This is a genomic window from Microbacterium trichothecenolyticum, from assembly GCF_030818955.1.
In the GTDB taxonomy this organism is placed as follows: domain Bacteria; phylum Actinomycetota; class Actinomycetes; order Actinomycetales; family Microbacteriaceae; genus Microbacterium; species Microbacterium trichothecenolyticum_B.
Map to the genome: position 1 here is coordinate 626,613 of NZ_JAUTBF010000001.1, position 23,272 is coordinate 649,884.

16 protein-coding genes and 2 pseudogenes are annotated in these 23,272 nt (G+C 69.8%); 14 read left to right on the forward strand and 4 right to left on the reverse strand.

What is annotated here, in order from left to right:
* Positions 1–2 precede the first annotated feature (2 nt).
* The 3 genes from QE412_RS02990 to clpX all read left to right on the forward strand — a co-directional run bounded on the left by QE412_RS02990 (position 3) and on the right by clpX (position 2,789).
* A complete protein-coding gene (locus QE412_RS02990; RefSeq protein ID WP_307479968.1) occupies positions 3–587 on the forward strand; it encodes an ATP-dependent Clp protease proteolytic subunit in 585 nt (194 codons plus the stop codon).
* Between the two features lie 23 nt (positions 588–610).
* Entirely contained in the window at positions 611–1,273 is a 663-nt protein-coding gene (locus QE412_RS02995) for an ATP-dependent Clp protease proteolytic subunit (protein ID WP_307479970.1), read from the forward strand.
* A 247-nt stretch (positions 1,274–1,520) separates the two neighbouring features.
* Positions 1,521–2,789 (forward strand): ATP-dependent Clp protease ATP-binding subunit ClpX, encoded by a 1,269-nt coding sequence (gene clpX / locus QE412_RS03000; protein WP_307479973.1) that lies wholly within the window; start codon positions 1,521–1,523, stop codon positions 2,787–2,789.
* A 47-nt stretch (positions 2,790–2,836) separates the two neighbouring features.
* Here the strand turns inward: clpX and QE412_RS03005 are convergent, their stop codons facing one another.
* On the reverse strand, positions 2,837–4,888 hold the full coding sequence (locus QE412_RS03005; protein ID WP_307479976.1) for a M3 family metallopeptidase: 2,052 nt from the start codon (positions 4,886–4,888) through the stop codon (positions 2,837–2,839).
* An 81-nt stretch (positions 4,889–4,969) separates the two neighbouring features.
* Here QE412_RS03005 and QE412_RS03010 point away from each other — a divergent pair, with 81 nt between their 5' ends.
* Both QE412_RS03010 and QE412_RS03015 read left to right on the forward strand, forming a co-directional pair.
* Entirely contained in the window at positions 4,970–5,560 is a 591-nt protein-coding gene (locus tag QE412_RS03010; protein WP_307479978.1) for a winged helix-turn-helix domain-containing protein, read from the forward strand.
* Positions 5,557–5,781, forward strand: coding sequence for a hypothetical protein (locus QE412_RS03015; protein WP_307479981.1), 225 nt, complete (start codon positions 5,557–5,559; stop codon positions 5,779–5,781). Before QE412_RS03010 ends, QE412_RS03015 begins: the two co-directional genes overlap by 4 nt.
* A gap of 297 nt (positions 5,782–6,078) precedes the next feature.
* Here the strand turns inward: QE412_RS03015 and valS are convergent, their stop codons facing one another.
* Positions 6,079–8,646 carry a valine--tRNA ligase gene (gene valS, locus QE412_RS03025; protein ID WP_307479984.1) on the reverse strand — a complete coding sequence of 856 codons (2,568 nt, stop codon included), beginning with the start codon at positions 8,644–8,646 and terminating at the stop codon, positions 6,079–6,081.
* Positions 8,647–8,950: 304 nt separating this feature from the next.
* Between valS and QE412_RS03030 the strand changes: the two genes are divergently transcribed.
* The 9 genes and pseudogenes from QE412_RS03030 to ndk all read left to right on the forward strand — a co-directional run bounded on the left by QE412_RS03030 (position 8,951) and on the right by ndk (position 21,095).
* Positions 8,951–9,790: a DUF559 domain-containing protein gene (locus QE412_RS03030; protein ID WP_307479986.1), complete on the forward strand. Its 840-nt coding sequence runs from the start codon at positions 8,951–8,953 to the stop codon at positions 9,788–9,790.
* Between the two features lie 257 nt (positions 9,791–10,047).
* On the forward strand, positions 10,048–11,676 hold the full coding sequence (locus tag QE412_RS03035) for an ABC transporter substrate-binding protein (RefSeq protein WP_307479988.1): 1,629 nt from the start codon (positions 10,048–10,050) through the stop codon (positions 11,674–11,676).
* A 51-nt stretch (positions 11,677–11,727) separates the two neighbouring features.
* Entirely contained in the window at positions 11,728–12,681 is a 954-nt protein-coding gene (locus QE412_RS03040) for an ABC transporter permease (RefSeq protein WP_307479992.1), read from the forward strand.
* A complete protein-coding gene (locus tag QE412_RS03045) occupies positions 12,678–13,529 on the forward strand; it encodes an ABC transporter permease (protein ID WP_307479994.1) in 852 nt (283 codons plus the stop codon). The genes QE412_RS03040 and QE412_RS03045 overlap by 4 nt, the downstream gene beginning before the upstream one ends.
* Positions 13,526–15,157, forward strand: coding sequence for a dipeptide ABC transporter ATP-binding protein (locus tag QE412_RS03050; RefSeq protein ID WP_307479997.1), 1,632 nt, complete (start codon positions 13,526–13,528; stop codon positions 15,155–15,157). The genes QE412_RS03045 and QE412_RS03050 overlap by 4 nt, the downstream gene beginning before the upstream one ends.
* A 328-nt stretch (positions 15,158–15,485) precedes the next feature.
* Positions 15,486–18,915 (forward strand): annotated as a pseudogene (gene ileS, locus QE412_RS03055) (isoleucine--tRNA ligase).
* A pseudogene (locus QE412_RS03060) lies at positions 18,912–20,265 on the forward strand (bifunctional folylpolyglutamate synthase/dihydrofolate synthase). The pseudogenes ileS and QE412_RS03060 overlap by 4 nt, the downstream one beginning before the upstream one ends.
* Positions 20,253–20,675: a DUF4233 domain-containing protein gene (locus QE412_RS03065; protein WP_307479999.1), complete on the forward strand. Its 423-nt coding sequence runs from the start codon at positions 20,253–20,255 to the stop codon at positions 20,673–20,675. Before QE412_RS03060 ends, QE412_RS03065 begins: the two are co-directional and overlap by 13 nt.
* A gap of 3 nt (positions 20,676–20,678) precedes the next feature.
* Positions 20,679–21,095, forward strand: coding sequence for a nucleoside-diphosphate kinase (gene ndk, locus QE412_RS03070; protein WP_055954335.1), 417 nt, complete (start codon positions 20,679–20,681; stop codon positions 21,093–21,095).
* Between the two features lie 233 nt (positions 21,096–21,328).
* On the opposite strand, the gene QE412_RS03075 is transcribed toward ndk, so the two are convergent.
* Complete coding sequence (locus QE412_RS03075) at positions 21,329–21,925, reverse strand: vitamin K epoxide reductase family protein (protein ID WP_307480003.1); 597 nt, start codon at positions 21,923–21,925, stop codon at positions 21,329–21,331.
* A gap of 124 nt (positions 21,926–22,049) precedes the next feature.
* Entirely contained in the window at positions 22,050–22,862 is an 813-nt protein-coding gene (locus tag QE412_RS03080; RefSeq protein ID WP_307480004.1) for a hypothetical protein, read from the reverse strand.
* Positions 22,863–23,272 lie beyond the last annotated feature (410 nt).

The following is a 23,272-nucleotide window of genomic DNA, read 5'->3' on the forward strand; positions in this document are numbered from 1 at the left end:
CAATGCCCGAACCCCTTATGGCAACGAGCGTCTTCGACAGGCTGCTGAAGGACCGCATCATCTGGCTCGGTTCCGAGGTGCGCGACGAGAACGCCAACGAGATCTGCGCGAAGATCCTCCTGCTCGCCGCAGAAGACGCGCAGAAGGACATCTACCTCTACATCAACTCGCCCGGCGGCTCCATCACGGCCGGCATGGCCATCTACGACACCATGCAGTTCGTGCCGAACGACATCGTCACCGTCGGCATCGGCATGGCGGCGTCGATGGGCCAGCTGCTGCTGACCAGCGGCACCAAGGGCAAGCGCTACATCACCCCCAACGCCCGCGTGCTGCTGCACCAGCCGCACGGCGGCTTCGGTGGGACCTCGAGCGACATCCAGACTCAGGCGCAGCTCATCCTCGACATGAAGCGCCGCCTCGCCGAGATCACCGCGTCGCAGACCGGCAAGAGCGTCGAGCAGATCAACGCCGACGGCGACCGCGACCGCTGGTTCAGCGCGCAGGAGGCTCTCGAATACGGCTTCGTCGACCACATGCGCGAGCACGCCAGCGACGTCACCGGCGGCGGCGGAACCGCGGCCTGAGGCCGAGAGGAAAGGACACCGACATGAACATCCCCACCTTCGGCGGCGCCGCGGCCCACATGCCCTCGAGTCGCTATGTTCTCCCGCAGTTCGAGGAGCGCACGGCATACGGCTACAAGCGCCAGGACCCCTACAACAAGCTGTTCGAGGACCGCGTCATCTTCCTCGGCGTGCAGGTCGACGACGCGTCGGCCGACGACGTCATGGCCCAGCTGCTCGTGCTCGAGTCGCAGGACCCCGACCGCGACATCATCATGTACATCAACTCGCCCGGTGGCTCGTTCACGGCGATGACGGCGATCTACGACACGATGCAGTACGTCTCGCCGCAGATCCAGACCGTCGTTCTCGGTCAGGCCGCGTCCGCGGCATCCGTGCTGCTGGCCGCCGGCGCCCCGGGCAAGCGTCTCGCCCTGCCGAACGCCCGCATCCTGATCCACCAGCCCGCCATGGGCGAGGCCGGTCACGGGCAGGCGTCCGACATCGAGATCCAGGCGCAGGAGATCCTCCGCATGCGCACCTGGCTCGAAGAGACGATGGCCCGTCACACCGGGCAGGACGTCGCGAAGGTCAACAAGGACATCGACCGCGACAAGATCCTGTCGGCGCAGGAGGCCCTCGAGTACGGCATCGTCGACCAGGTGCTCACGACTCGCAAGCGCACTCCGGCGGCCCTCACCGCCTGACGCGCTCGCGCCACGAACAGCCCCGCAGACCCGTTTCGGTCTGCGGGGCTTCGTGCTGCCGGGGACGAGCAGTCGACAGCGGTCGTTCCGCGTGCTCCTCGGTACCCGCACCCGGGGGCAGGCGGATGCCGGGCGTCCGCCCTGGGCGATCATGACGACGCCCGCACCGCAAATGCCCTCGGTTGACGCGGGCACGGGTTAGGCTCGGGTACACACCGGCGGGGGCCGGGTGATCGGAGGATCGAGCATGGCACGCATCGGTGAGAGCGCCGACCTGTTCAAGTGCTCCTTCTGTGGCAAGAGCCAGAAGCAGGTACAGCAACTCATCGCCGGTCCCGGTGTGTACATCTGCGACGAGTGCGTCGAGTTGTGCAACGAGATCATCGAAGAACGCATGGCCGAGTCCTCGGCCGGCGAGGTCGCCGAGTTCGATCTGCCCAAGCCCCGCGAGATCTTCTCGTTCCTCGAGGAGTACGTCGTCGGTCAGGAACCCGCCAAGCGCGCCCTCGCCGTCGCCGTCTACAACCACTACAAGCGCGTGCGCTCGCACGGAACGCTGCAGACGGCCGAGGCTCGGGCCGAAGAGATCGACATCGCCAAGAGCAACATCCTGCTGCTCGGTCCGACCGGGTGCGGCAAGACCTACCTGGCGCAGACCCTCGCGAAGCGCCTCAACGTGCCCTTCGCGGTCGCGGATGCCACGGCTCTCACCGAGGCGGGATACGTCGGCGAAGACGTCGAGAACATCCTGTTGAAGCTGCTCCAGGCGGCCGATTTCGATGTCAAGCGTGCCGAAACCGGCATCATCTACATCGACGAGGTCGACAAGATCGCCCGTAAGGCCGAGAACCCCTCGATCACGCGCGACGTGTCCGGCGAGGGCGTGCAGCAGGCGCTGCTGAAGATCCTCGAGGGCACGGTGGCCTCCGTTCCTCCGCAGGGGGGACGCAAGCACCCCCACCAGGAGTTCATCCAGATCGACACGACGAACGTCCTGTTCATCGTCGCCGGTGCCTTCGCGGGCCTGGAGGAGATCATCTCTGCGCGCGTCGGCAAGCACGGCGTCGGCTTCGGTGCCCCGCTGCACCGCAAGGAGGACGCCCCCGACCTCTTCAGCGAGGCGCTGCCGGAAGACTTGCACAAGTTCGGTCTCATCCCCGAGTTCATCGGACGCCTGCCCGTCGTGGCATCCGTCTCGCCGCTCGACCAGGACGCGCTGATGGAGATCCTCACGGCGCCGCGGAACGCGCTCGTCAAGCAGTACCAGCGCATGTTCGAACTCGACGGCGTGCAACTGGAGTTCGACGAGGACGCCCTGCGCGCGATCGCCGACCTCGCTGTCGCCCGCAAGACCGGCGCCCGGGGCCTCCGCGCGATCCTCGAAGACGTGCTCGGCCCCATCATGTTCGACGTGCCCTCGGCCGACGACATCGCCAAGGTGATCATCACGCGGGCCGCCGTCGAAGACGGCGCGCAGCCGACGATCGTGCTCGCGCAGAAGCGTCGCAGCGCCTGATGCCGTGCGTGCCCGGCGGCTGAGCCGAGGGCACGCACGGCGCCGCGTCAGCCGGTAAGACCTCGCCGCTCCAGCAGCGGCTGGATCTCGGCATCCCGGCCCCGGAAGTCGCGATAGGCCGCGAGAGGATCGCCGGAACCGCCGACGCCCAGCAGGCGCTGGCGGAACCGGTCGCCGTTCGCGAGGGTGAGACCGCCGTTCTCGCGGAACCACTCCACCGTGTCGGCGTCGAGCACCTCGCTCCAGATGTAGGAGTAGTAGCCCGCGCTGTAGCCGCCCGAGAAGACGTGGGCGAAGTACGTCGAGGAGTAGCGGGTGGGCACCGCGGGGTTGTCGAGCCCGATGTCCGCGAGGGCCGCGGCCTCGAACGCGGCGACGTCGATCTCTTCCGACGCGTCGTCGACGGACAGGCCGTGCCAGGCCTGGTCGATCCAGGATGCCGCGAGGTACTCGCTCGTGGCGAAGCCCTGATTGAACGCCTCCGAGGCGTGCAGGCGCTCGACGACATCGTCGGGGAGCGGCTCGCCGGTCTCGATGTGGCGGGCGTAGTTCGCCAGGATCTCGGGCCAGAGGATCCACATCTCGTTCACCTGGCTGGGGAATTCGACGAAGTCGCGGTGGACGGCGGTGCCGGCGAAGTGCGGATAGGTCACGGTGGCGAAGAGGCCGTGCAGGGCGTGCCCGAACTCGTGGAAGAGCGTGGTCACCTCGTCGAGCGTCAGAAGCGTGGGGGTGCCCGGCGCCGGCTTGTTCACGTTGAGGTTGTTCGCCACCACCGGCGCGGTCCCTCGCAGCCGGGACTGCGTGACGAGGGAGTTCATCCAGGCCCCGCCGCGCTTGGTGTCGCGCGTGTACAGGTCGAGGAGGAACAGTCCGAGCTCGCTGCCGTCGGCGTTGTGCACCTCGAAGACGCGCACGTCGGGGTGATAGCCCTGCAGATCGTGACGCTCGGTGATGCGGATGCCATACAGCTGCTCGGCGGCGAAGAACACGCCGTCGCGCAGCACGCGCTCGGCCTCGAACCAGGGCCGCAGTGCGGCACGATCGAGGTCGTACTCGGCCGCACGGACCTTCTCGGTGTAAAAGGCCCAGTCGTGCGCCTCGACCTGGATGCCATCGGCCTCGGCGATGCGCTGCAGCGCCGCCTGCTCGGCTCGGGCGTTGGCCGCGGCGGGGAGGGCGAGCCGGCGGAGAAGGTCGTGCACGGCCTCCGGCGAGCCGGCCGTCTGATCGGCGAGGATCGCCGCGGCGTGCGAGGGGTAGCCGAGGAGCGCCGCCCGCTCGGCGCGGAGGCGGACGATCTCGCGCAGGACGGCGCGATTGTCGTGCTCGTTGCCGCGGGCAGCCCGCGAACGCGACGCGTCGAGCAGGCGCCGGCGGCTTTCGCGGTTCGTCAACGACGCGAGGTACGGGTGGCCCGTGTACAGCGTCAGGGTGACCACGTAACGCCCGTCGAGGCCGCGCGTCGTGGCCGCCTGCGCCGCGGCCGACAACTCGCCGTCGCCGAGTCCGTCGAGCTCGTCGGCGTCGTCGAACACCACGGCGAGATCATTCGTGTCGGCGAGGAGATTCTTCTCGAACGTCGTCGTGAGCACGGACAGACGTTGATTGAGATCGGTCAGGCGCTCTTTCTGTTCGTCGTCGAGCCCCGCGCCGGCCAACGACATCTCGCGGTGGTGACGCTCGACGAGGTAGCGGCTCTCGGCATCCAGATCGAGTTGATCGAGGCGCGCGTGCAGGTCCGCGATACGCGCGTAGAGGGCCGCGTCGAGCTGAATGGCGTCGCGGTGCGCCGCCATGAGCGGGGCGAGCTCCTCTTCGATCGCCTGGATGTCGGCGGTCCCGTCGGCGGAGGTGACGGTGTAGAACGTGCGAGCGACGCGGTCGAGAAGCGCTCCGCTGCGCTCGAGGGCGACGAGCGTGTTCTCGAAAGTGGGCTCCTCGGTCTGCGCGGTGATCGCGGCGACCTCAGCACGGTGGGCGGCGAACGCCTCGTGGAAGGCGGGGAGGTAGTGCTCGGACCGGATGCTGCCGTACGGCGGCAGGCCGTAGGGGAGAGCGGGCGGTGAGAGGAGGGGATTGGTCACGGCATCCGTCATGCATCCAGCGTATCCATGCGATCGGAGGGAGGCTGCAAAGAAGTGTTTGCATTCAGGGCATTGCAAAGATATCTTTGCATCATGACCGAACAGGATCCCCGGGAACGCGTCCTCGACGCGGGCGCGCTCCGTGCCCTCGCGCATCCGCTGCGCGTACGGCTCTTCGATCTGCTCAGCCAGTACGGCGCGCAGACGGCCAGCGGCCTGGCGGCCCTGACGGGGGAGTCGACAGGAGCGACGAGCTACCACCTTCGTACCCTCGCCCGACACGATCTGATTCGTGAGGTCGAGGGGCGGGGGACGGCGCGCGAGCGCTGGTGGGAGCGCCCCGTGGGAGCGGTCGCGCTGTCGAATCCCGAGCTCGTCGAGACGCCTGCCGGCCGCGCCGTCCAGGAGGCGGTGGCGAGCGAGACACTGACCCTGCGTCAGGAGCAGCTCATGCGATTCGTGCGCGACGGGTGGGAGGAGACCGCCGAGTGGCGCGAAGCCACCCTCATCTCGACCGCCAGCGCGCGCTTGACCGCCGCCCAGATGGCCGAGCTCAGCGCTCGGCTTCAAGCCGTCATCAACGAGACGGTCGCCCAGTACCGCCACCAGACCGGGGACGACGTGCGCGTGGTGTCGATGCGCGCCGACGTCTTCCCCCTGCCCGCCCGAGGAGCCTCATCATGAGCACATTGACCGCGCCGTTGAACACGACCGCACGACGAGCACTCGCGCCCACCGCCGTCGATCGAGCACTGCTCGTCCTCTCGCGCGTGCTCGCGCGGACCGCTGAAGCGCGCATGCAGCGGCGAGCGACGCGCCGCCTCGACGATGAGGTCCGTCGCGTCGCGCGCGAGAGCGGGCGTTCCCCGATGGCCGAAGCCGAGTTCGCACTCCGGGTGCGCTGACGGCGTGCGGGTATGTCGCCGCCGCCGTCAGCGGCCCGGGCTGTCGCTCAGGCGAATTCGTCGCCCTCGTCGTACCGCACGACGACCTCGCGCCCGAGGCCTCCTGCGTCACGATCACCCCGGTGTCGAGCTCGGCGACCGCGCGCCCCTCGAGGAACGTCAGCGTCCAGCGGGGCGCCGGGGCGCTGAGTCCATCCGGATTCAGCGCCTCTTCGACGGCGGCGATCTGCGCGTGCAGCGCTGCCGGCACGGCGGCGGGCGGCTGCTCGCCGGCGGTCCAACGGGTTCCGAGTTGCATCAGGCCTCCTGGGGTGCGAACACGATGTCGGTGACGGCGGTGGTGTCGGCCGAGACGAAGGTGATCGTCTCGATTCGGCCGACGGCGCTCAGGTCGCCCTCGGCGAGACGAAGAGCCTCAACGCTCGGTCCTGCCACGGTGAGCGAGGTCACGGGCGTCTTCTGCGAGGCCTTCGCCTCGGTCTTCGCGCGACGGATGCCGATCAGTGCCTCGCTCACGGCGGTGAGCACTGACGTGTCGCCCTGGATCCCCAGCGGGGTCGGCCACGCGGCGGTGTGCACCGAGCCCTCTTCGAACCACGACCACACCTCTTCCGCGGCGAAAGACAGCACGGGCGCGAACAGACGCACGAGTGTCGACAAGGCCGTGCGGAGGGCGAGCGCCGCCGACGCCTGGCCGACGTCGGTCTGGTCGTAGGCGCGTTCCTTGACGAGCTCGAGGTAGTCGTCGCAGAACGTCCAGAAGAACGATTCGGTGATCTCCAGCGCCCGCGCGTGGTCGTACGCCTCGAAGGCGGCGGTGGCGTCGGCGATCACGGCATCCAGGGTCGCGAGCATCGACGCGTCGAGCGCGTGCGTCACCTCGGCGCCCTCCGGCACGAGGAACGACAGCACGAACTTCGCCGCGTTCAGCAGCTTGATCGCGAGGCGCCGGCCGATCTTCACCTGCGTCGGGTTCTGCGGGTCGAAGGCCGCGTCGGTGCCGAGACGGCTGGACGCCGACCAGTAACGCACGGCGTCGGAGCCGTGCTGCTTCAGGATGTCGGCGGGCGTGACCACGTTGCCCTTCGACTTCGACATCTTCTTGCGGTCGGGGTCGACGATGAACCCCGAGATCGCGGCATCCGACCAGGGACTCCGATCGTCCTCCAGGGCGCTGCGCAGCATGGTCGAGAAGAGCCAGGTGCGGATGATGTCCTGACCCTGCGGGCGCAGGTCGAACGGCGACACGAGGTTCCACAGCTCCTCGTCGCGCTGCCAGCCACCGGCCAGCTGCGGGGTGAGCGACGAGGTCGCCCACGTATCGAGGATGTCGCGCTCGGCGTCGAAACCGCCGGCCACGCCGCGCTGGTCCTCGGTGTAGCCCGGGGGCACGTCGGTGGTCGGGTCGACGGGGAGCGATGCGAGGTCGGGCGTGAGCACGCGGTCGTAGTCGCGTTCGCCGTTCTCATCCAGCGCGTACCAGACCGGGATCGGCACGCCGAAGAAGCGCTGGCGCGACACGAGCCAGTCGCCGGTGAGGCCGTTGGTCCAGTTCTCGAAGCGCACGCGCATGAAGTCCGGATGCCACGACATCTCGCGACCGAGCGAGATCAGGCGCTCGCGCAGCTCGGCATCCCGCGCGCCGTTGCGGATGTACCACTGGCGCGTCGACACGATCTCGAGCGGCCGGTCGCCCTTCTCGAAGAACTTCACGGGGTGCGTGAAGGGCTTGGGGGCACCCTCCATGGCGCCGGACTCCTGCAGGAGTTCGACGATGCGCTTCTTGGCGCTGAACACCGTCTTGCCCGCGAGTTCGTCGTACGCCGCCTTCGCGGCATCCGTCACGATCACATCGGGGGCCTCGGCGACGATGCGGCCGTCCTTGCCGATGATCGTGCGGTTCGGCAGGTCGAGCTCGCGCCACCAGATGATGTCGGTCACGTCGCCGAAGGTGCAGATCATGGCGATGCCCGACCCCTTGTCCTTCTGCGCGAGCGGGTGGGCGAGCACCGGCACCTCGACGTCGAACAGGGGCGTGCGAACGGTCGTGCCGAACAGCGGCTGGTAGCGCTCGTCATCGGGATTCGCCACGAGCGCCACGCACGCGGGGAGCAGCTCGGGGCGGGTGGTCTCGATGAACACGTCGCCCGAGCCGTCGGTTTTGGCGAAGCCGACGCGGTGGTAGGCGGCGGGCTGGTCGCGGTCCTCGAGCTCGGCCTGAGCGATCGCGGAGCGGAAGTCCACGTCCCACAGCGTCGGCGCGAGCGCCTGATAGGCCTCGCCGCGCTCGATGTTGCGGAGGAACGCCAGCTGGCTCGTGCGGATCGAGTCGTCGGAGATGGTGCGGTAGGTCTGCGTCCAGTCGACGCTGAGACCGAGCTCGCGGAAGAGGTCTTCGAACTGCTTCTCGTCTTCGACGGTGAGCTGCTCGCACAGCTCGATGAAGTTGCGGCGGCTGATGGGCACCTGGTCGGCGGCCTTGCTGCTCTTGTTGTCGCCGCCCGCGAACGGCGGGGTGAAGTCGGCGTCGTAGGGGAGCGAGGGGTCGCAGCGCACCCCGTAGTAGTTCTGCACGCGGCGCTCGGTGGGCAGGCCGTTGTCGTCCCAGCCCATGGGGTAGAACACCGTCTTGCCGCGCATGCGCTCGAAGCGCACCTTCACGTCGGTGTGCGTGAACGAGAACACGTGGCCGATGTGCAGGCTCCCGGATGCCGTCGGCGGCGGGGTGTCCACCGAGTACACGCCCTGGCGGCCGGCGTCGGCGGCGCGGAGGCGATCGAAGACGTACGTGCCGCGCTCGCGCCAGGCGGCATCCCACTTCTGCTCGAGGCCTTCCAGGGCGGGCTTGTCAGGGATCGTGGCCATGGGGGTACTCCTCGAGCGATATGGGCGGCACTGTGTGAGCGTGCCTGATGGGTATGGCATCCATCGTATCCGGCCGGGCCGGTCGTGTCGGGGCGCCGCGGGCGCGAGGTCGTTTTGCGCGGGGGCGTCTGCGCGCAAAGTCGGCGATGCGCATAATCTCCGGTGATTCGGGGCCTTGCGGGCAGAGGATGTGCGCATCGCGGAGTTTCTGTGCTCGGTCCCGCCTGTCCTGCACAGGACCCGATTTCTCCACAGGCGTGACGCGGCGCCTCGGCGGCGCGTACTCGTCACCCAGCATGTGGTCATGCAGATCGATCGAGCGCGCGCCGTCGCCGACCGTGTCGCCGCACTCGGCGGCGTGGCGCGACCGACGCGACTGGTCCGCGAAGGCCATGGTCGTCGTCAGATCGCGGATGCCGTCTCCCGGGGACTCGTGACGCGGGTACGGCGCGACTGGATCGCGAGCCCCGATGCCGACGAGTATTTGATCGCGGCGGCGAGAACGGGGACCGTCGTCTCGTGCATCACGGCTGCGGAGCGCCTCGGGCTGTGGGTGCATGAGCGCCCCGATCGTCCACATGTCGCTTACCCCGGACGGGGGAAGCCGGTGCCGACGGTGGCGGTCGTGCACTGGCAGCGCGCGATCGTCCCGCGGCATCCGGATGTCCTCGAAGACGGCATCGAGAACGTGCTCATGACCGTGGCCGCGTGCCGGCCGTACGAAGAAGCCCGCGCGGTGTGGGAGTCGGCCCTGAACAAGCGACTCGTCGACCGTCGCCGGCTGGAACGGCTGCCCTGGGTGGGCACCGCAAGCCGTCTCGCGACGGAGGTGACGCCCTGGGCGGACTCCGGGCTCGAGACGTACTTCCCCGTGCGTCTGCGCTGGATCGGGCTGCCGATCCGACCGCAGATCTGGATCGACGGTCACCGGGTGGATTTCCTCATCGGTGACCGGCTCGTGGTCCAGATCGACGGCGGTCACCACGTCGGCCCGCAACGGTCGGAGGACATCCGGCACGATGCCGCGCTCATGTTGCTCGGGTACCACGTCATCCGGGTGAGCTACGACCAGGTGATGCACCGATGGCACGAGATACAGGAGCAGATCATGCAGGCGGTGGCGCAGGGGTTGCACCGGGCATGACGCTCGCGAAGCTCCGCGCCCGCGTGGAGGCACGGGATGTCGAGACGCCCGGTGATGCGCGCGGGCACGAAAACCCGCACGCGGGGGTGAGCGCCGCGCACAAAGTCCGCGATGTGCGCATAGTCAGTGGGGTGTGGCGGATGCCGACGGAGGTTGTGCGCATCGCGGAGCGTGTGCGCGCGCTCGCGTTTTCACACCCGGTACAGAAACCGAAGGTAGGCTGGAGATTCCCCCACCACACACCCAGAGGTTGCTCCATGCCTTCCGTGCCCTCCCGCAGGTCGCTCACCCGCCGCGCGCTGTCGGCGGTCGCCGTCGCCACCGTCGCCGCCCTTTCCCTCTCGTCCTGTGCCGGGTCCGACCCCGCCGCGAACGGCGACGGCGAGATCGTCTGGGCCATCGAGGGCGCGAACCTCTCCGCAGGCCACATGGACCCGCAGACCAGCCAGCTCGACGTCTCGGCGATGGTGCAGCGCGCGGTGCTCGACTCCCTGGTGTTCCAGGAGGCCGACGGCTCGTTCTCGCCGTGGCTCGCCACGTCGTGGCAGGTCGAGGACGGCGGCGCCACCTACGTCTTCCACCTGCGCGACGACGTCACGTTCCACGACGGCACCGCGTTCGACGCGGCCGCCGTGAAGGCGAACTTCGACCGCATCGTCGATCCCGAGACGGCGTCGGCGCAGGCGGCATCCATGCTCGGCGGCGACCTGTACGCCGGGACCGACGTCGTGGACGAGCACACCGTCCGCGTCCGTTTCACCCAGCCCTACGCGCCGTTCCTGCAGGCGGCCAGCACGTCACTTCTCGGGTTCTACTCGCCGGCCGTGCTCGAGACCAAGGCCGACCAGCTCAAGGCGGGCGGCCCCGGCGTCACCGTCGGCACCGGCCCGTTCGAGCTCACCGAGTACACGCCCGACCAGGACATCGTGTACACCCGCAACGACGACTACGCGTGGGGCCCCGACGGCGGCGGGAAGCCCGCCTTCCAGACGCTGCGCGTCGACATCCTTCCCGAGGCGTCCGTCCGCGTGGGCGCGCTCACGAGCGGGCAGGCCGACGTCGTGACCAACTTGCCGCCGAACCTCGTCTCCCAGGTGCCCGCCGACGACACCGTCGAGTCGCTCGCCTACCCGGGCCTTCCGTACTCGCTGTTCCTCAACGAGAAGTACGGGGTGTTCGCCGACCAGAACGTGCGCCAGGCCTTCACCCGCGCGATCGACGTCGACACTGCCGTGCAGGAGATCTTCTTCGGCCAGTACCCCCGCGCCTGGAGCATCCTCGGCGCCACCACTCCCGGGTACGACGCCAGCCTGGAGAACTCCTGGCCCTTCGACCCCGCCGCCGCGAACGCCCTGCTCGACCAGGCCGGCTGGACGGGACGGGATGCCGACGGCATCCGCACGAAGGACGGTCAGCGCCTCACCGCCCGCTGGATCGCGTGGACGCCCGTGCCCGATGACCGTGCCGCGCTCGCGAACGCGGTCCAGAGCGATCTGAAGGCCGTCGGCTTCGACCTGCAGCGCGAGGTGCTGGAGCCGGGCGCGTACAACGAGCAGTACGGCCCCAAGACGTTCGACGTCACCGACTGGGGCTTCTCGGGTGTCGACCCCGACCTGCTGCGCAGCCACCTCGCGAGCGACGGGTTCCAGAACGCGTCGCAGGTGAGCGACCCCGCCGTCGACGCCCTCCTCGAGCAGGGCGCGTCCACCACCGATCAGGCCGCCCGAAACGGAATCTACGCGCAGGTGCAGCAGTGGAACCTCGAGCACGCCGCCATCGTGCCGCTGTACAGCCCCGCGCTGATCAGTGCGGTGCGTCCCGACGTGACCGGCCTGACGTTCGACCTCTACGGTCGCCCGCTCTTCGCCACGGCGTCGGTCGGCTGACGCGCGGTCGCTGAACCCGGACCCCGGATGCCACGCCCTCGCCCGCGCGCCGTGATCGCGCGTATCGGCGGGGTCGTGGCATCCGTCGTCCTGGTGCTGTGGGGCGCGGCGACGCTGGCGTTCGTCGCGTTCCGGATCATCCCGGGCGACCCGGTTGAGGTCATGCTCGGCCCTCAGGCGCAGGTGAGCGATGCGGTGAAGGACACCATCCGCGCCGATCTGGGCTTGGATCAGCCGGTCATCGTGCAGTACGCGGCGTTCCTCGGGCGGCTCGTGCGCGGCGACCTGGGGGAGTCGTATCAGCTGCGTCTTCCGGTCGCGGAGGTCATTGGACGCCAGCTCGGACCGACCCTGCAGCTCGCGGCGCTCGCGCTCGCGATCGCCGTCGTGCTGGCCCTCGCGTCGGCGCTGCTCGTGCGGAGCCGGACCGGCAGGTCCCTGGCATCCGGGATCGAGCTCGTCGTGCTGTCGTCGCCGGTGTTCTGGACCGGCCTGGTGCTCCTGAGCGTGTTCTCGTTCCAACTGGGCTGGTTCCCGGCGTCGGGTACGCGCGAGGCGTCGGCGATCGTGCTGCCCGCGGTGACCCTGGCTCTGCCGGTCGCGGCGCTGCTCGCGCAGATGCTGCGCGACGGGGTGCAGGCGGCCGAGCGCGAGCCGTTCCTGCTCACGGTGCGCGCCCGCGGGGCCACGCCGCTGCGCGAGGCCGTGCACCACACGCTGCGCCACGCCAGCGTCGGCGGCGTGACCCTCGCGGCCTACCTGCTCGGATCGCTCCTGGGCGGCGCAGTGCTGGTGGAGACCGTGTTCGCGCGTCCCGGCATCGGCCGGGTGACACTGACGGCGATCACCGACCGCGACCTCCCCGTGATCACCGGGGTGATCCTGCTGAGCGCCCTCGTGTTCGTCGTCGTGAACACGCTCGTCGACCTCGTGGCGCCGCTGCTCGACCCGCGGCTGCGCGGGGCGTCGGCGGCTCTGCGCGTGCGCGCGGGGGTCCCGGCATGACCCGTGTCGCCTTCGCCCCTGTCGCGACCCGCCGGCGCCCGCGCGGGCGCTCCGTCGCGCTCGCTCTCGCTTGCGCCGTGCTCGCCCTCATCGCCCTCGCCGCGATCGCTCCGGGGCTGCTCGCGACGCAGGACCCGCTCGTCACCGACGTGCGTGCGGCCCTCCAGCCGCCGAGCCCCGCGCACTGGTTCGGCACCGATCAGAGCGGCCGAGACGTGTACTCCCGGGTCGTGTGGGGCGCGGGGCGCTCGGTCGGCATCGGTCTGCTCGCGACAGCGTTGGCCTTCGCGGTCGGGGTGATCGCCGGTTCGCTCTCCGCGGTCGCACCGCGGGTGCTGGATGCCGCGGCCATGCGCGTCGTCGACGTGCTGCTGGCGTTTCCCGAGTTCCTCGTCGCGCTGCTCGTCGTCGCGGTGCTCGGTCCGGGACCGGTCAACGTCGCCGTGGCCGTGACGCTCGCGGCCGTGCCCGTGTACATCCGCCTCGCGCGGGCCCAGACGCGGTCCCTCGCGGCCGCCGAGCACGTCGAGGCCGCGCGGATCGTCGGGGTGCCCGCGTTTCTCGTGCACGTGCGGCACGTGCTTCCCGGCGTCGTCGGCGCGGTCAGCGTGCTGGCCACGATCGGCATCGGCACGAGCATCCTCGCCGCCGCGGGTCTGAGTTTCCTGGGCCTCGGGCCCACTGAGCCGACGCCGGAATGGGGCCTCATGCTGTCGGCCGGGCGCAACCTCCTGCTGCAGGCGCCGTGGGTCGCGGTCTTCCCGGGCCTGGCGATCACGGCGACGGTCGTGAGCGTCAGCGTCGTGGGGCGCATCCTGCGGGCTCGGGCCGAGGAGCGCGGGGCATGACCGGGTCAGCGCGGGACAGGGATGCCGAAGCCACCGCGGGCGCCGACCGGGGCGCAGACGTCACCGCGGCCGGGCTGCACGTGCGAAACCTGCGCATCTCCAGCGCCACCGGAGACCTCGTGCGGGGCCTCGACCTCGACGTCGCCCCCGGGGAGTGCGTGGCGATCGTCGGCGAGTCGGGCACGGGCAAGTCGCTGAGCGCACGAGCGTTGCTCGGTCTGCTCCCCGCGTCGCTGACGGGAAGCGCCGACGCGCTCGTCATCGACGGCGTCGACGCGCGCGCGCTTGCGGAGCGGGGATGGCGTCGCCTGCGCGGGCGCCGGATCGCGCTGGTGTCGCAAGACGCGCTGGTCTCGCTCGACCCGCTGCGGCGGGTGGGCGCCGAGGTGGCCGAACCGCTTCGCATCCATGAGCCCCGGGTACGGGGCACGGCCCTGCGCGACCGGGTACGCGGTGCGCTGGAGCGGGTCGCGCTGCCCGAGCCGGACCGCCGCGCTCGGCAGTACCCCCACGAGCTGTCCGGCGGGCTGCGACAGCGCGCGCTGTTGGCATCCGCTCTCGCCGCCGACCCCGTCATCCTCGTCGCCGATGAGCCGACGACGGCTCTGGATGCCACGGTGCAGGCGCGCGTCCTGGACCAACTGCGGCGCGTGGCCGACGACGGCGTCGCGGTGGTTCTGATCAGCCACGATCTCGCGGCGGTGCGGCGCGTCGCCGATCGCGTCGTCGTCATGCACGCCGGCCGCGCCGTCGAGACCGGGGAGACCGCCGCGGTCCTCGCGACACCCCGTGACCCGCAGACACGGGCACTGGTGGCAGCCACTCGGCACGAGCCGTTGCACCGGGCTCCGCGGCTCGACGCCCCTCTCCTGACCGGCGACGGCTTGACGAAGCGGTTCGGCGACCGGGTCGCGGTGAACGACGTGGGCTTCACGCTGCAGCGGGGCCGCACACTCGCCGTCGTGGGCGAGTCGGGCTCGGGCAAGACGACCCTCGCCCGGATGATCGTGGGCGTGAGCGAGCCCGATGCTGGCTTGCTCACCTTCGACGGCTACCCCTGGTCGCCCGAGGCCGCCAGAGGCCCTGCCCGTCGCCGCGTCCAACTCGTTCCGCAGAACCCGTGGGGCTCGCTCGATCCGCGTTGGAGCGTGACGCGGACGCTCTCCGAGGCGCTGGCGTCGGCGAGCGTGCCGCGATCGCAACGCCGTGCCGCGGTCGACGCCCTGTTGGACGAAGTGGGCCTCGACCCCGGGTTCGGCCGTCGCCTTCCCGCGCAGCTGTCGGGTGGGCAGCGTCAGCGCGTCGCGATCGCCCGTGCCCTGGCGACGGACCCGGATCTTCTCGTGCTCGACGAGCCGGTGTCGGCACTGGATGCCACGGTGCGCGCACGCATCCTCGATCGCCTGCGGGCGCTGCAGCGCGACCGCGACCTGGCGATGGTGTTCATCACGCACGATCTCGACGTCGTGGCCGGAATCGCCGACGACGTCATCGTGATGCAGGACGGCCGCGTGGTCGACGCGGGCACCGTCGCGTGCGTGTTCGCCGAGCCCCGGCATCCCTTTACCCGCGAGCTCCTGTCGGCGGCAGGCCTGGCCCCACCCGGCCGCGTCCCACCGCCACCTTGACCGTCCAGGACACGCCGTTTCGACCCGGGGCGTGACGGCGTGTCTTGGACACTCGACGGTGTGGGGGCCGTGGGCGGCGGAACCGGACCGACGAGCGCGCCGGGCCACGTAGAATAGACGGATCAGCACCGATCCGGCCATCACCGGGGAGCTCGCGGAAGAACGTCCGACCCTTCGACTCGCACAGGGACCGGATCAGTAGAACCGCGCGGGGCAGGCCCGTCACAGCCGCAGTGAGAGCGGCACCCTCGCGAGAGGGCGCAATGCAGGGTGGTACCGCGGTCCGAACGGATCGTCCCGGCGAGCAGACCTCGACCCGCGGAGTGACATGACCTACCCTCGCCCCTCATCCTTCGGCCCGGCCGCCGACGCGACCCCGGATGCCACGACCTCGGCGTCCGCGCAGGGCGCCGCCGGCGCGGCATCCGTCGTCTCCAGTCCCCGTTTCCCCGCGATCGAGCAGGAGACGCTCGCCTTCTGGGCCGAGGACGACACCTTCCGCGCCTCGATCGCGAACCGCGAGGGCGCCGAGGAGTGGGTGTTCTACGACGGCCCGCCGTTCGCCAACGGCCTGCCGCACTACGGGCACCTGCTGACCGGGTACGCCAAGGACCTCTTCCCGCGCTTCCAGACCATGCGCGGCAAGAAGGTCGACCGCGTCTTCGGGTGGGACACGCACGGCCTGCCGGCCGAGCTCGAGGCGATGAAGCAGCTCGGGATCACCGAGAAGGACGAGATCGAGCGCATGGGCGTGGCGACCTTCAACGCCAAGGCCCGCGAGTCGGTGCTCGAGTACACGCGCGAGTGGCAGGACTACGTCACCCGTCAGGCGCGCTGGGTCGACTTCGAGCGCGGGTACAAGACGCTCGACACCACCTACATGGAGAGCGTCCTGTGGGCGTTCAAGACCCTGCACGACAAGGGCCTCGCCTACGAGGGCTACCGTGTGCTGCCGTACTGCTGGCGCGATGAGACGCCCCTGTCGACGCACGAGCTGCGCATGGACGACGACGTCTACAAGATGCGGCAGGACCCCTCGGTCACCGTCACCTTCCCACTCGTCGGCGCGAAGGCCGAGGCGCTGGGCCTCACCGGCGTCCGGGCGCTCGCGTGGACGACGACGCCGTGGACCCTGCCGACGAACCTCGCTCTCGCTGTTGGTCCCGGCATCCGGTACGCCGTCGTCGAGGGGGGCCCGAACGGCGCCGCCGACGTGCACACCACTCCCGACGGCACGCCCGACGAGTCCTTCGAGGCTGTCGCGCACCGCTACCTGCTGGCCGAAGACCTGCTGGCGAACTACGCCAAGGACCTCGGGTACGACAGCGCGGATGCCGCCCGCGCGGCCGTGCAGACCACGATCCTGGGTGCCGAGCTCGAGGGCGTCTCGTACGACCGCCTCTTCGACTACTACGCCGACGCGTCGGTGTGGGGGACGCAGGATGCCTGGAAGATCCTCGTCGACGACTACGTCACCGTCAGCGACGGCACGGGCATCGTGCACCAGGCCCCCGCCTACGGTGAGGACGACAAGCGCCTCGCGGATGCCGCGGGACTGCCGACGATCATCTCGCTCGACGACGGCGGCCGGTTCCTGTCGGCTGTGACCGACGTCGCGGGGGAGCTGTGGCTGGACGCCAACCGCCCCCTCATCCGCCTGCTGAAGCAGGAGGGCCGGCTGCTGCGCGAGGCGTCGTACGAGCACTCGTACCCGCCACTGCTGGCGCTGCCGGAACCCCCTCATCTACAAGGCCGTGTCGAGCTGGTTCGTGCGCGTGACCGACATCAAGGACGACCTGCTGGCGAACAACCAGCGGATCACCTGGGTGCCCGAGAACGTCAAGGAGGGCCAGTTCGGCAAGTGGCTCGAGGGCGCGCGCGACTGGTCGATCAGCCGCAACCGCTATTGGGGCTCACCCATCCCGGTGTGGAAGAGCGACGACCCGAACTACCCGCGCGTCGACGTCTACGGCTCGCTCGCCGAGATGGAGGCCGACTTCGGCCGCCTCCCGGTGAACGCCGACGGCGAGGTCGACCTGCACCGTCCCTACATCGACGACCTCACGCGCCCCAACCCCGACGACCCGACGGGGCAGTCGACGATGCGCCGCATCGAGGACGTGCTCGACGTCTGGTTCGACTCGGGCTCCATGCCGTTCGCGCAGGTGCACTACCCGTTCGAGAACCACGAGTGGTTCGACGAGCACGCCCCCGCCGACTTCATCGTCGAGTACATCGGCCAAACCCGCGGCTGGTTCTACGTGATGCACGTGCTCTCGACGGCGCTCTTCGACCGCCCCGCCTTCACGGGCGTGTCGTGCCACGGCATCGTGCTCGGCAACGACGGTCAGAAGATGTCGAAGTCGCTGCGCAACTACCCCGACGTGCGCGAGGTGTTCGACCGCGACGGCTCGGATGCCATGCGCTGGTTCCTCATGTCTTCGAGCGTGCTGCGGGGTGGGAACCTCGTCGTGACGGAGGAGGGTATCCGCGCGGGCGTCCGGGAGTTCCTGCTGCCGCTGTGGAACGCGTGGTACTTCTTCGCGACGTATGCGAACGCTTCGGGCCCCGAGGGCTACACCGCCGCGTGGCGCACCGACTCCACCGACGTGCTCGACCGGTACATCCTCGCGCTGACCGGCGATCTCGTCCGCGACGTCGCCGCCGACCTCGAGGGGCTCGACTCCACGACCGCCGCCGAGCGCCTGCGCGACTTCGCCGAGGTGCTCACCAACTGGTACATCCGCCGCTCGCGTGACCGCTTCTGGGTGGGCGTGACCGACGACCCGACCAGCCGCGAGGCCTTCGACACGCTCTACACCGTGCTCGAGACCCTCACGCGTGTCGCGGCCCCGCTCATCCCGCTCGTCTCCGAGCGCGTGTGGCAGGGCCTCACCGGCGGCCGCAGCGTGCACCTGGAGGACTGGCCGGACGCCTCGGTGTTCCCCGCGGCGGCAGACATCCGCACCGCGATGGACACCGTCCGCGAGGTCTCCAGCGTCGCCAACGCCCTGCGCAAGAAGGAGGGCAAACGCGTGCGCCTGCCGCTGCCGCGTCTGACGGTGGTGACCCCGGATGCCACGGGCTTGGCGCAATTCGACGACATCCTGCGCGAAGAGCTCAACGTCAAGGCCGTCGAGCAGGTCGCCCTCGAAGACGGGACGGCGGGGGAGTACGGCATCACCCACCGCCTTTCGGTGAACGCCCGTGCCGCGGGCCCGCGCCTGGGCAAGCAGGTGCAGCAGGCCATCAAGGCCGCCCGCGAGGGCGACTGGAGCGAGGTCGACGGACAGGTCGTCGCCGGGGGCATCCCGCTGGAACCGGCGGAGTACGACCTCGTCGTCGAGACCGCGGGTCGCCCCGAGGGCGAGGCGCTGGCGGTGCTGTCGAGCGGCGGCTTCGTGCTGCTCGACACCGTCACCACCCCGGAGCTGGAGGCCGAAGGCCTGGCGCGCGACATGATCCGCGGCATCCAGGACACCCGCAAGGCCGCCGGCTTCGACGTGAGCGACCGCATCTTCCTGTCGTTGACGTTCGTCGAGGACGCCGACGCACGGGCCGTCGCCCAGGCGTTCGACGTCGCGGGCGTGGCATCCGAGACCCTCGCCGAGGCCGTGGTTCTGGCCGGTCCCCAGGGCCAGCTCATCGAGCGGGGGTCCGCCCTTCCCCCCGAGCACGAGACGCAGATCGCCGCCAAGACCTACGCGAACGTCGGCGCCGTCACCGTCGCCGTCGCCCGCATCGGAGGCACCGCATGAGCGACCGCACCCGGGCCGACGCCGTCTACAGCGCGCTGCTGGAGCGCCAGGGCGAGCAGTGGGTGCAGCCGCGCGTCGAGCGCACGCGCCGCGTGCTCGAGCTCCTCGCCGACCCGCAGCGCACGTACCGCGTCATCCACGTGACCGGCACGAACGGCAAGACCTCGACGAGCCGCATGATCGAGAGCCTGCTGCGCGCGATGGGGCTTCGAACCGGCCTGTTCACGAGCCCGCACCTCGAGCGGTTCACCGAGCGCATCCTCATCGACGGCGAGCCGGTGTCGGATGCCGCGGTCGCCGACGCGTGGGACGAGATCACCCCGTTCGTCGACATGGTGGATGCGGAGCTTGCCGCGGCCGGCGACGCGCCGCTGACGTTCTTCGAACTGCTCACGGTGCTGGCGTTCGTGGTCGCGGCGGACGCGCCGATCGACGTGCTCGTGCTCGAGGTCGGCATGGGGCGGGGAGTGGGACTCCACGAACACCGCCGACGGCGACGTCGCGGTGTTCACGCCCATCGACATCGACCACGTCGACCGGCTCGGGTCGACGGTCGCCGAGATCGCCACGGTGAAGGCCGGGATCATCAAGCCGGGTGCCGCGGTCGTGTCGGCTGCGCAGCCGGAGGACGCCCTCCGGGTGATCCGTGCCCGCGCCGAGAAGGAAGGTGCGACCGTCGCCGTCGAAGGCTCCGAATTCGGGCTCGAGTCGCAGACCCTCGCCGTGGGCGGGCAGCAGCTCACCCTCCGCGGTGTGGCGGGCACCTATCCCGAGATCTACCTGCCGCAGTACGGCGCACACCAGGGCCACAACGCCGCTCTGGCGGTGGCCGCGGTCGAGTCGCTCATCGGCGGCGGCACGCAGCCGCTCGCGGCGGACGTCGTGGCCGACGGACTCGGCAACGCCACCTCACCCGGTCGCCTGCAGCTGGTGGGTACGGCTCCGACCGTGCTCGTCGACGCCGCTCACAACCCGCACGGCGCCCGAGCGCTCGTCGCCGCGCTCGATGAGTCGTTCGATATCGACGAGTGGGGCGCCGTGGTCGGCATCCTCGACGGGAAGGATGCCGCGGGCATCATGTCGGCGCTCGTACCCGCGGTCACACGGGTGTTCGCCACGGCTCCCGAGAGCGACCGCGCCACCGATCCCGACGCGATCGCCGACGTGGCCGAGGCCGCCGATCTGCCGGTCACGGTGCACCCGACGCTGGAAGACGCCGCGGACGCCGCGCGCGAATGGGCTGCCGAATCGGATCGGCGTGCGGTCGTCATCGTCGGCTCCGTCGTGTTGGCCGGTGAAGCGCTGAGGTTGTCGGCGCTCGAGGACTGGAAGTCCGGGTGGCAGGAGTGAGCCCGCGCGAGCCGCGGGCCCCGCGCGCCCGACGGCAGCGGGGAGCGCTCGAGTCGCTCGGCGCGGTCGTGCTCGGCTTCGAGTCGATCATCGTGTTCCTGGGCGGTCTCGTCGTCTACGGCCTGAAGGTGCTGCCGTTCGGCATCGAACCGTGGTGGGGGATCGTCGGCGGTGTCGTCATGGCGATCGCCATGGTGGCCGTCTCGGGGCTGCTGCGCCACCGGTGGGCCGTCTGGGCCGGTTGGGCGCTGCAGGTGCTGCTGCTGCTCGGCGGTTTCCTCGTTCCGGCGCTCGCGGTGGTCGCCGTCATTTTCGGCGGCATGTGGGCGTATGCGACGATCAAGGGAGCGGCGCTCGACCGACGCAACGCCCGGTTCGCCGCAGACCCCGACCTCTCGAACGGAGAATGACCCATGGCCACCGAAGAGACCCTTGTCCTGGTCAAGCCCGACGGCGTCGCCCGCGGACTGACCGGCGCCATCCTCGCCCGCATCGAGGCGAAGGGGTACGCGCTCGTCGACATCCGCCTCGTCGAGCCCGACCGCGAGACCCTCGCCCAGCACTACGCCGAGCACGAGGGAAAGCCGTTCTACGAGCCGCTGCTCGAGTTCATGCTTTCCGGCCCCTCGGTCGCCATCCGTCTCGCCGGCAACCGCGTGATCGAGGGCTTCCGCTCGCTGGCCGGCACGACCGACCCCACCACCGCCGCCCCCGGCACGATCCGCGGCGACTTCGGCCGCGATTGGGGCCTGAAGGTGCAGCAGAACCTCGTCCACGGCAGCGACAGCGTCGAGTCCGCCGAGCGCGAGCTGGCGATCTGGTTCGCCTGATCCCGGATGCCGAGACGGCCGTCGCCCAAGGGGGTGGCGGCCGTCGTCGTTCACCGGTGCGCGCCCGGCGCAGCCTCGGCGATTCGCACAAAGTCAGCGGCATCCCGCGCCTCCCTGCTGAGAATGTGTAGATCGCAGAGGATACGCGGCACCTACCCACACGACGTCAGGGAACGTGGGGAAGAGCGGGTGTCATGGCGTCCATGAGGCGACGCCAGCGGACGCGCGTGCGATCAGATCTGGCCCAGCACGTCGAGACGCAGCTGCGCGATCACGGCGATCACGACGAACGCGGCGAGGGTCATCAGGGGCACCCAGTGCATGAGACGGTCGGCGATGTGGCGAACCCGTTCACCGGGCACCACACCCTCGCGCAGCACGTGGAGGGTCACCACGAAGAATGACGGGATCACGACCGACCACGTCACCATGCACCACGGGCAGAGGGTCGCGAGCACGAAGATACTCTGCGAGATCAGCCAGATCACGAAGGTGATCGCGAAGGCGAAGCCGAGCCAGAAGAGCGCCCAGAACCACCGCGCGAAACGCGCACCGGCCAAGAGCGCCATACCGACCACGATCGGCGCAACCCAGGCGGCCAGCCCGATGATGGGGTTCGGGAAGCCGAAGACGCTGCCCTGCGGGGACTGCAGGTTGGCGGAGCACTGCACGAGAACGCTGAAGTCGCACGACGCGGCGGCTGAGGGATCGGCGAGCTGCTGGAACTTGTCCATCGTGAGCGAGAAAGCGGCCCACCACCCGACGATCCCCGCGAAGATGAGCCAGACGGCGACGACGACGGGGCGACGCGGCGTGACGGTTTCGCTCATGAGCGCGATTCTCCCACCAGACTGCTATGCGCATGCTTTGAGCGCACCGGGCCTGCCTTCTCTTTGGCGGAACTGCCGCGGCCGGCTATCCCGCACAGCTCGCGCCACCACGCTTCCGGCGGCTTCACTCGTGGGTCGTGAAGACGCTGTGATCCACGACCTCGCCGGTGAACACGTCGACACCCGGTGGCGGACCACCGTGCTCCTCGGCATATTGCTTCTCCCACGCGGCGACTGAGTCGGTGTAAGCCTTGTTGTTGTGCGCGTCGAGCGGGCTGACAGGACCCGACATAAGTACTCGGTGGACGTTCGGAGCCGTCTCGTCGTAGGCGCTCCCATCGAGCGTCGGCACTATGTCGGTCACGTGTTGGAAGGCGTACACGGGAATCTTCCGTGGGATATCGAACGAATCGATGGGCGAACCGTTGGTGACCACTCCTACCGTGTTGTACGGGAACGAGCGATCCGCGGCAAGGTTCGCCGCCATGATCCCGCCCTGGCTGAACCCGGTCAGGACGACGTCGCTCCCCGGGGGGATGCCGGCGTCGCTCATCGCTTCGAGAACCGCCCGCTCGTAGGCGGTACGGAGAAGAGGATTGTCCGCCATGAGGGCGACGTTCGAGTCGCGATCGTTGAGTGCGCCGGCATCCGGACCCAACTGCCAGTCCTGCGTGGAGGGGAGCGACACGACCCAACGCTCGATGCCGTCCGGACCCTTGATTTTCTTGACGTCGATCGCGGTCGAGTTTGCGGCGCCCATGGCGTCGGTTGTTCCATTGACCGAGACCAGGTCCGCCAGCGAAGAAAGATGAGTGACCTTTTGGGAGTCTTTCCAGGCCTCGTGCGCCTCGGTCCCGAGGGTCGCGGGGTCGATTTCTTCGACATCGGTCGAGTTCTGTATGAAGTTCTGCGCGGCCCCACCGAGGATGAAGCCCACGCCGACGCCGAGCCGCCCCGAAAGGCACCCGCGCGAGGGCGTTAGCCATCGGCAGCATCTGGGCAATGATCTGTCGCAGTCGGCTCAGCCCCTCCGCGACGATCGGAAGGAGCTTTTGAAGCAGGGCGCCCAGTGCAAAAAGGGCTTCGAGTAGGTCGGTGACGAGGCGCCCTGTCGCTTCGATGAGGTCATACGCGGCGCGCGCGAAGTCCTCCACCCGGTCGGCGATCTCGAACGGATTGAGGCTGAACGAGAAGATTTGATCAGCGAACTGCGACAACTGCACGAGCGCGTCGCACACGTACGACCGGGTTGCCTCGACGATCCGAGAGGCAAGGCGGAGAGCCGCCGCGGTGGCGGCCGTCCACTCGGCGGCGTCGAGCGCGATGCGGTGGAGGTCCTCGTGACGC

Excerpts from the sequence above, each read along its gene's own strand:
- QE412_RS03045 (WP_307479994.1), top strand. The coding sequence starts at position 12,678 with ATGACCCGTGTCGCCTTCGCCCCTGTCGCGACCCGCCGGCGCCCGCGC.
- clpX (WP_307479973.1), top strand. The coding sequence starts at position 1,521 with ATGGCACGCATCGGTGAGAGCGCCGACCTGTTCAAGTGCTCCTTCTGT.
- QE412_RS03075 (WP_307480003.1), bottom strand. The coding sequence starts at position 21,925 with ATGAGCGAAACCGTCACGCCGCGTCGCCCCGTCGTCGTCGCCGTCTGG.
- ndk (WP_055954335.1), top strand. The coding sequence starts at position 20,679 with ATGGCCACCGAAGAGACCCTTGTCCTGGTCAAGCCCGACGGCGTCGCC.
- QE412_RS03030 (WP_307479986.1), top strand. The coding sequence starts at position 8,951 with ATGCAGATCGATCGAGCGCGCGCCGTCGCCGACCGTGTCGCCGCACTC.
- QE412_RS03010 (WP_307479978.1), top strand. The coding sequence starts at position 4,970 with ATGACCGAACAGGATCCCCGGGAACGCGTCCTCGACGCGGGCGCGCTC.
- valS (WP_307479984.1), bottom strand. The coding sequence starts at position 8,646 with ATGGCCACGATCCCTGACAAGCCCGCCCTGGAAGGCCTCGAGCAGAAG.
- QE412_RS02995 (WP_307479970.1), top strand. The coding sequence starts at position 611 with ATGAACATCCCCACCTTCGGCGGCGCCGCGGCCCACATGCCCTCGAGT.
- QE412_RS03005 (WP_307479976.1), bottom strand. The coding sequence starts at position 4,888 with ATGACGGATGCCGTGACCAATCCCCTCCTCTCACCGCCCGCTCTCCCC.
- QE412_RS03015 (WP_307479981.1), top strand. The coding sequence starts at position 5,557 with ATGAGCACATTGACCGCGCCGTTGAACACGACCGCACGACGAGCACTC.
- QE412_RS03050 (WP_307479997.1), top strand. The coding sequence starts at position 13,526 with ATGACCGGGTCAGCGCGGGACAGGGATGCCGAAGCCACCGCGGGCGCC.
- QE412_RS03035 (WP_307479988.1), top strand. The coding sequence starts at position 10,048 with ATGCCTTCCGTGCCCTCCCGCAGGTCGCTCACCCGCCGCGCGCTGTCG.
- QE412_RS02990 (WP_307479968.1), top strand. The coding sequence starts at position 3 with ATGCCCGAACCCCTTATGGCAACGAGCGTCTTCGACAGGCTGCTGAAG.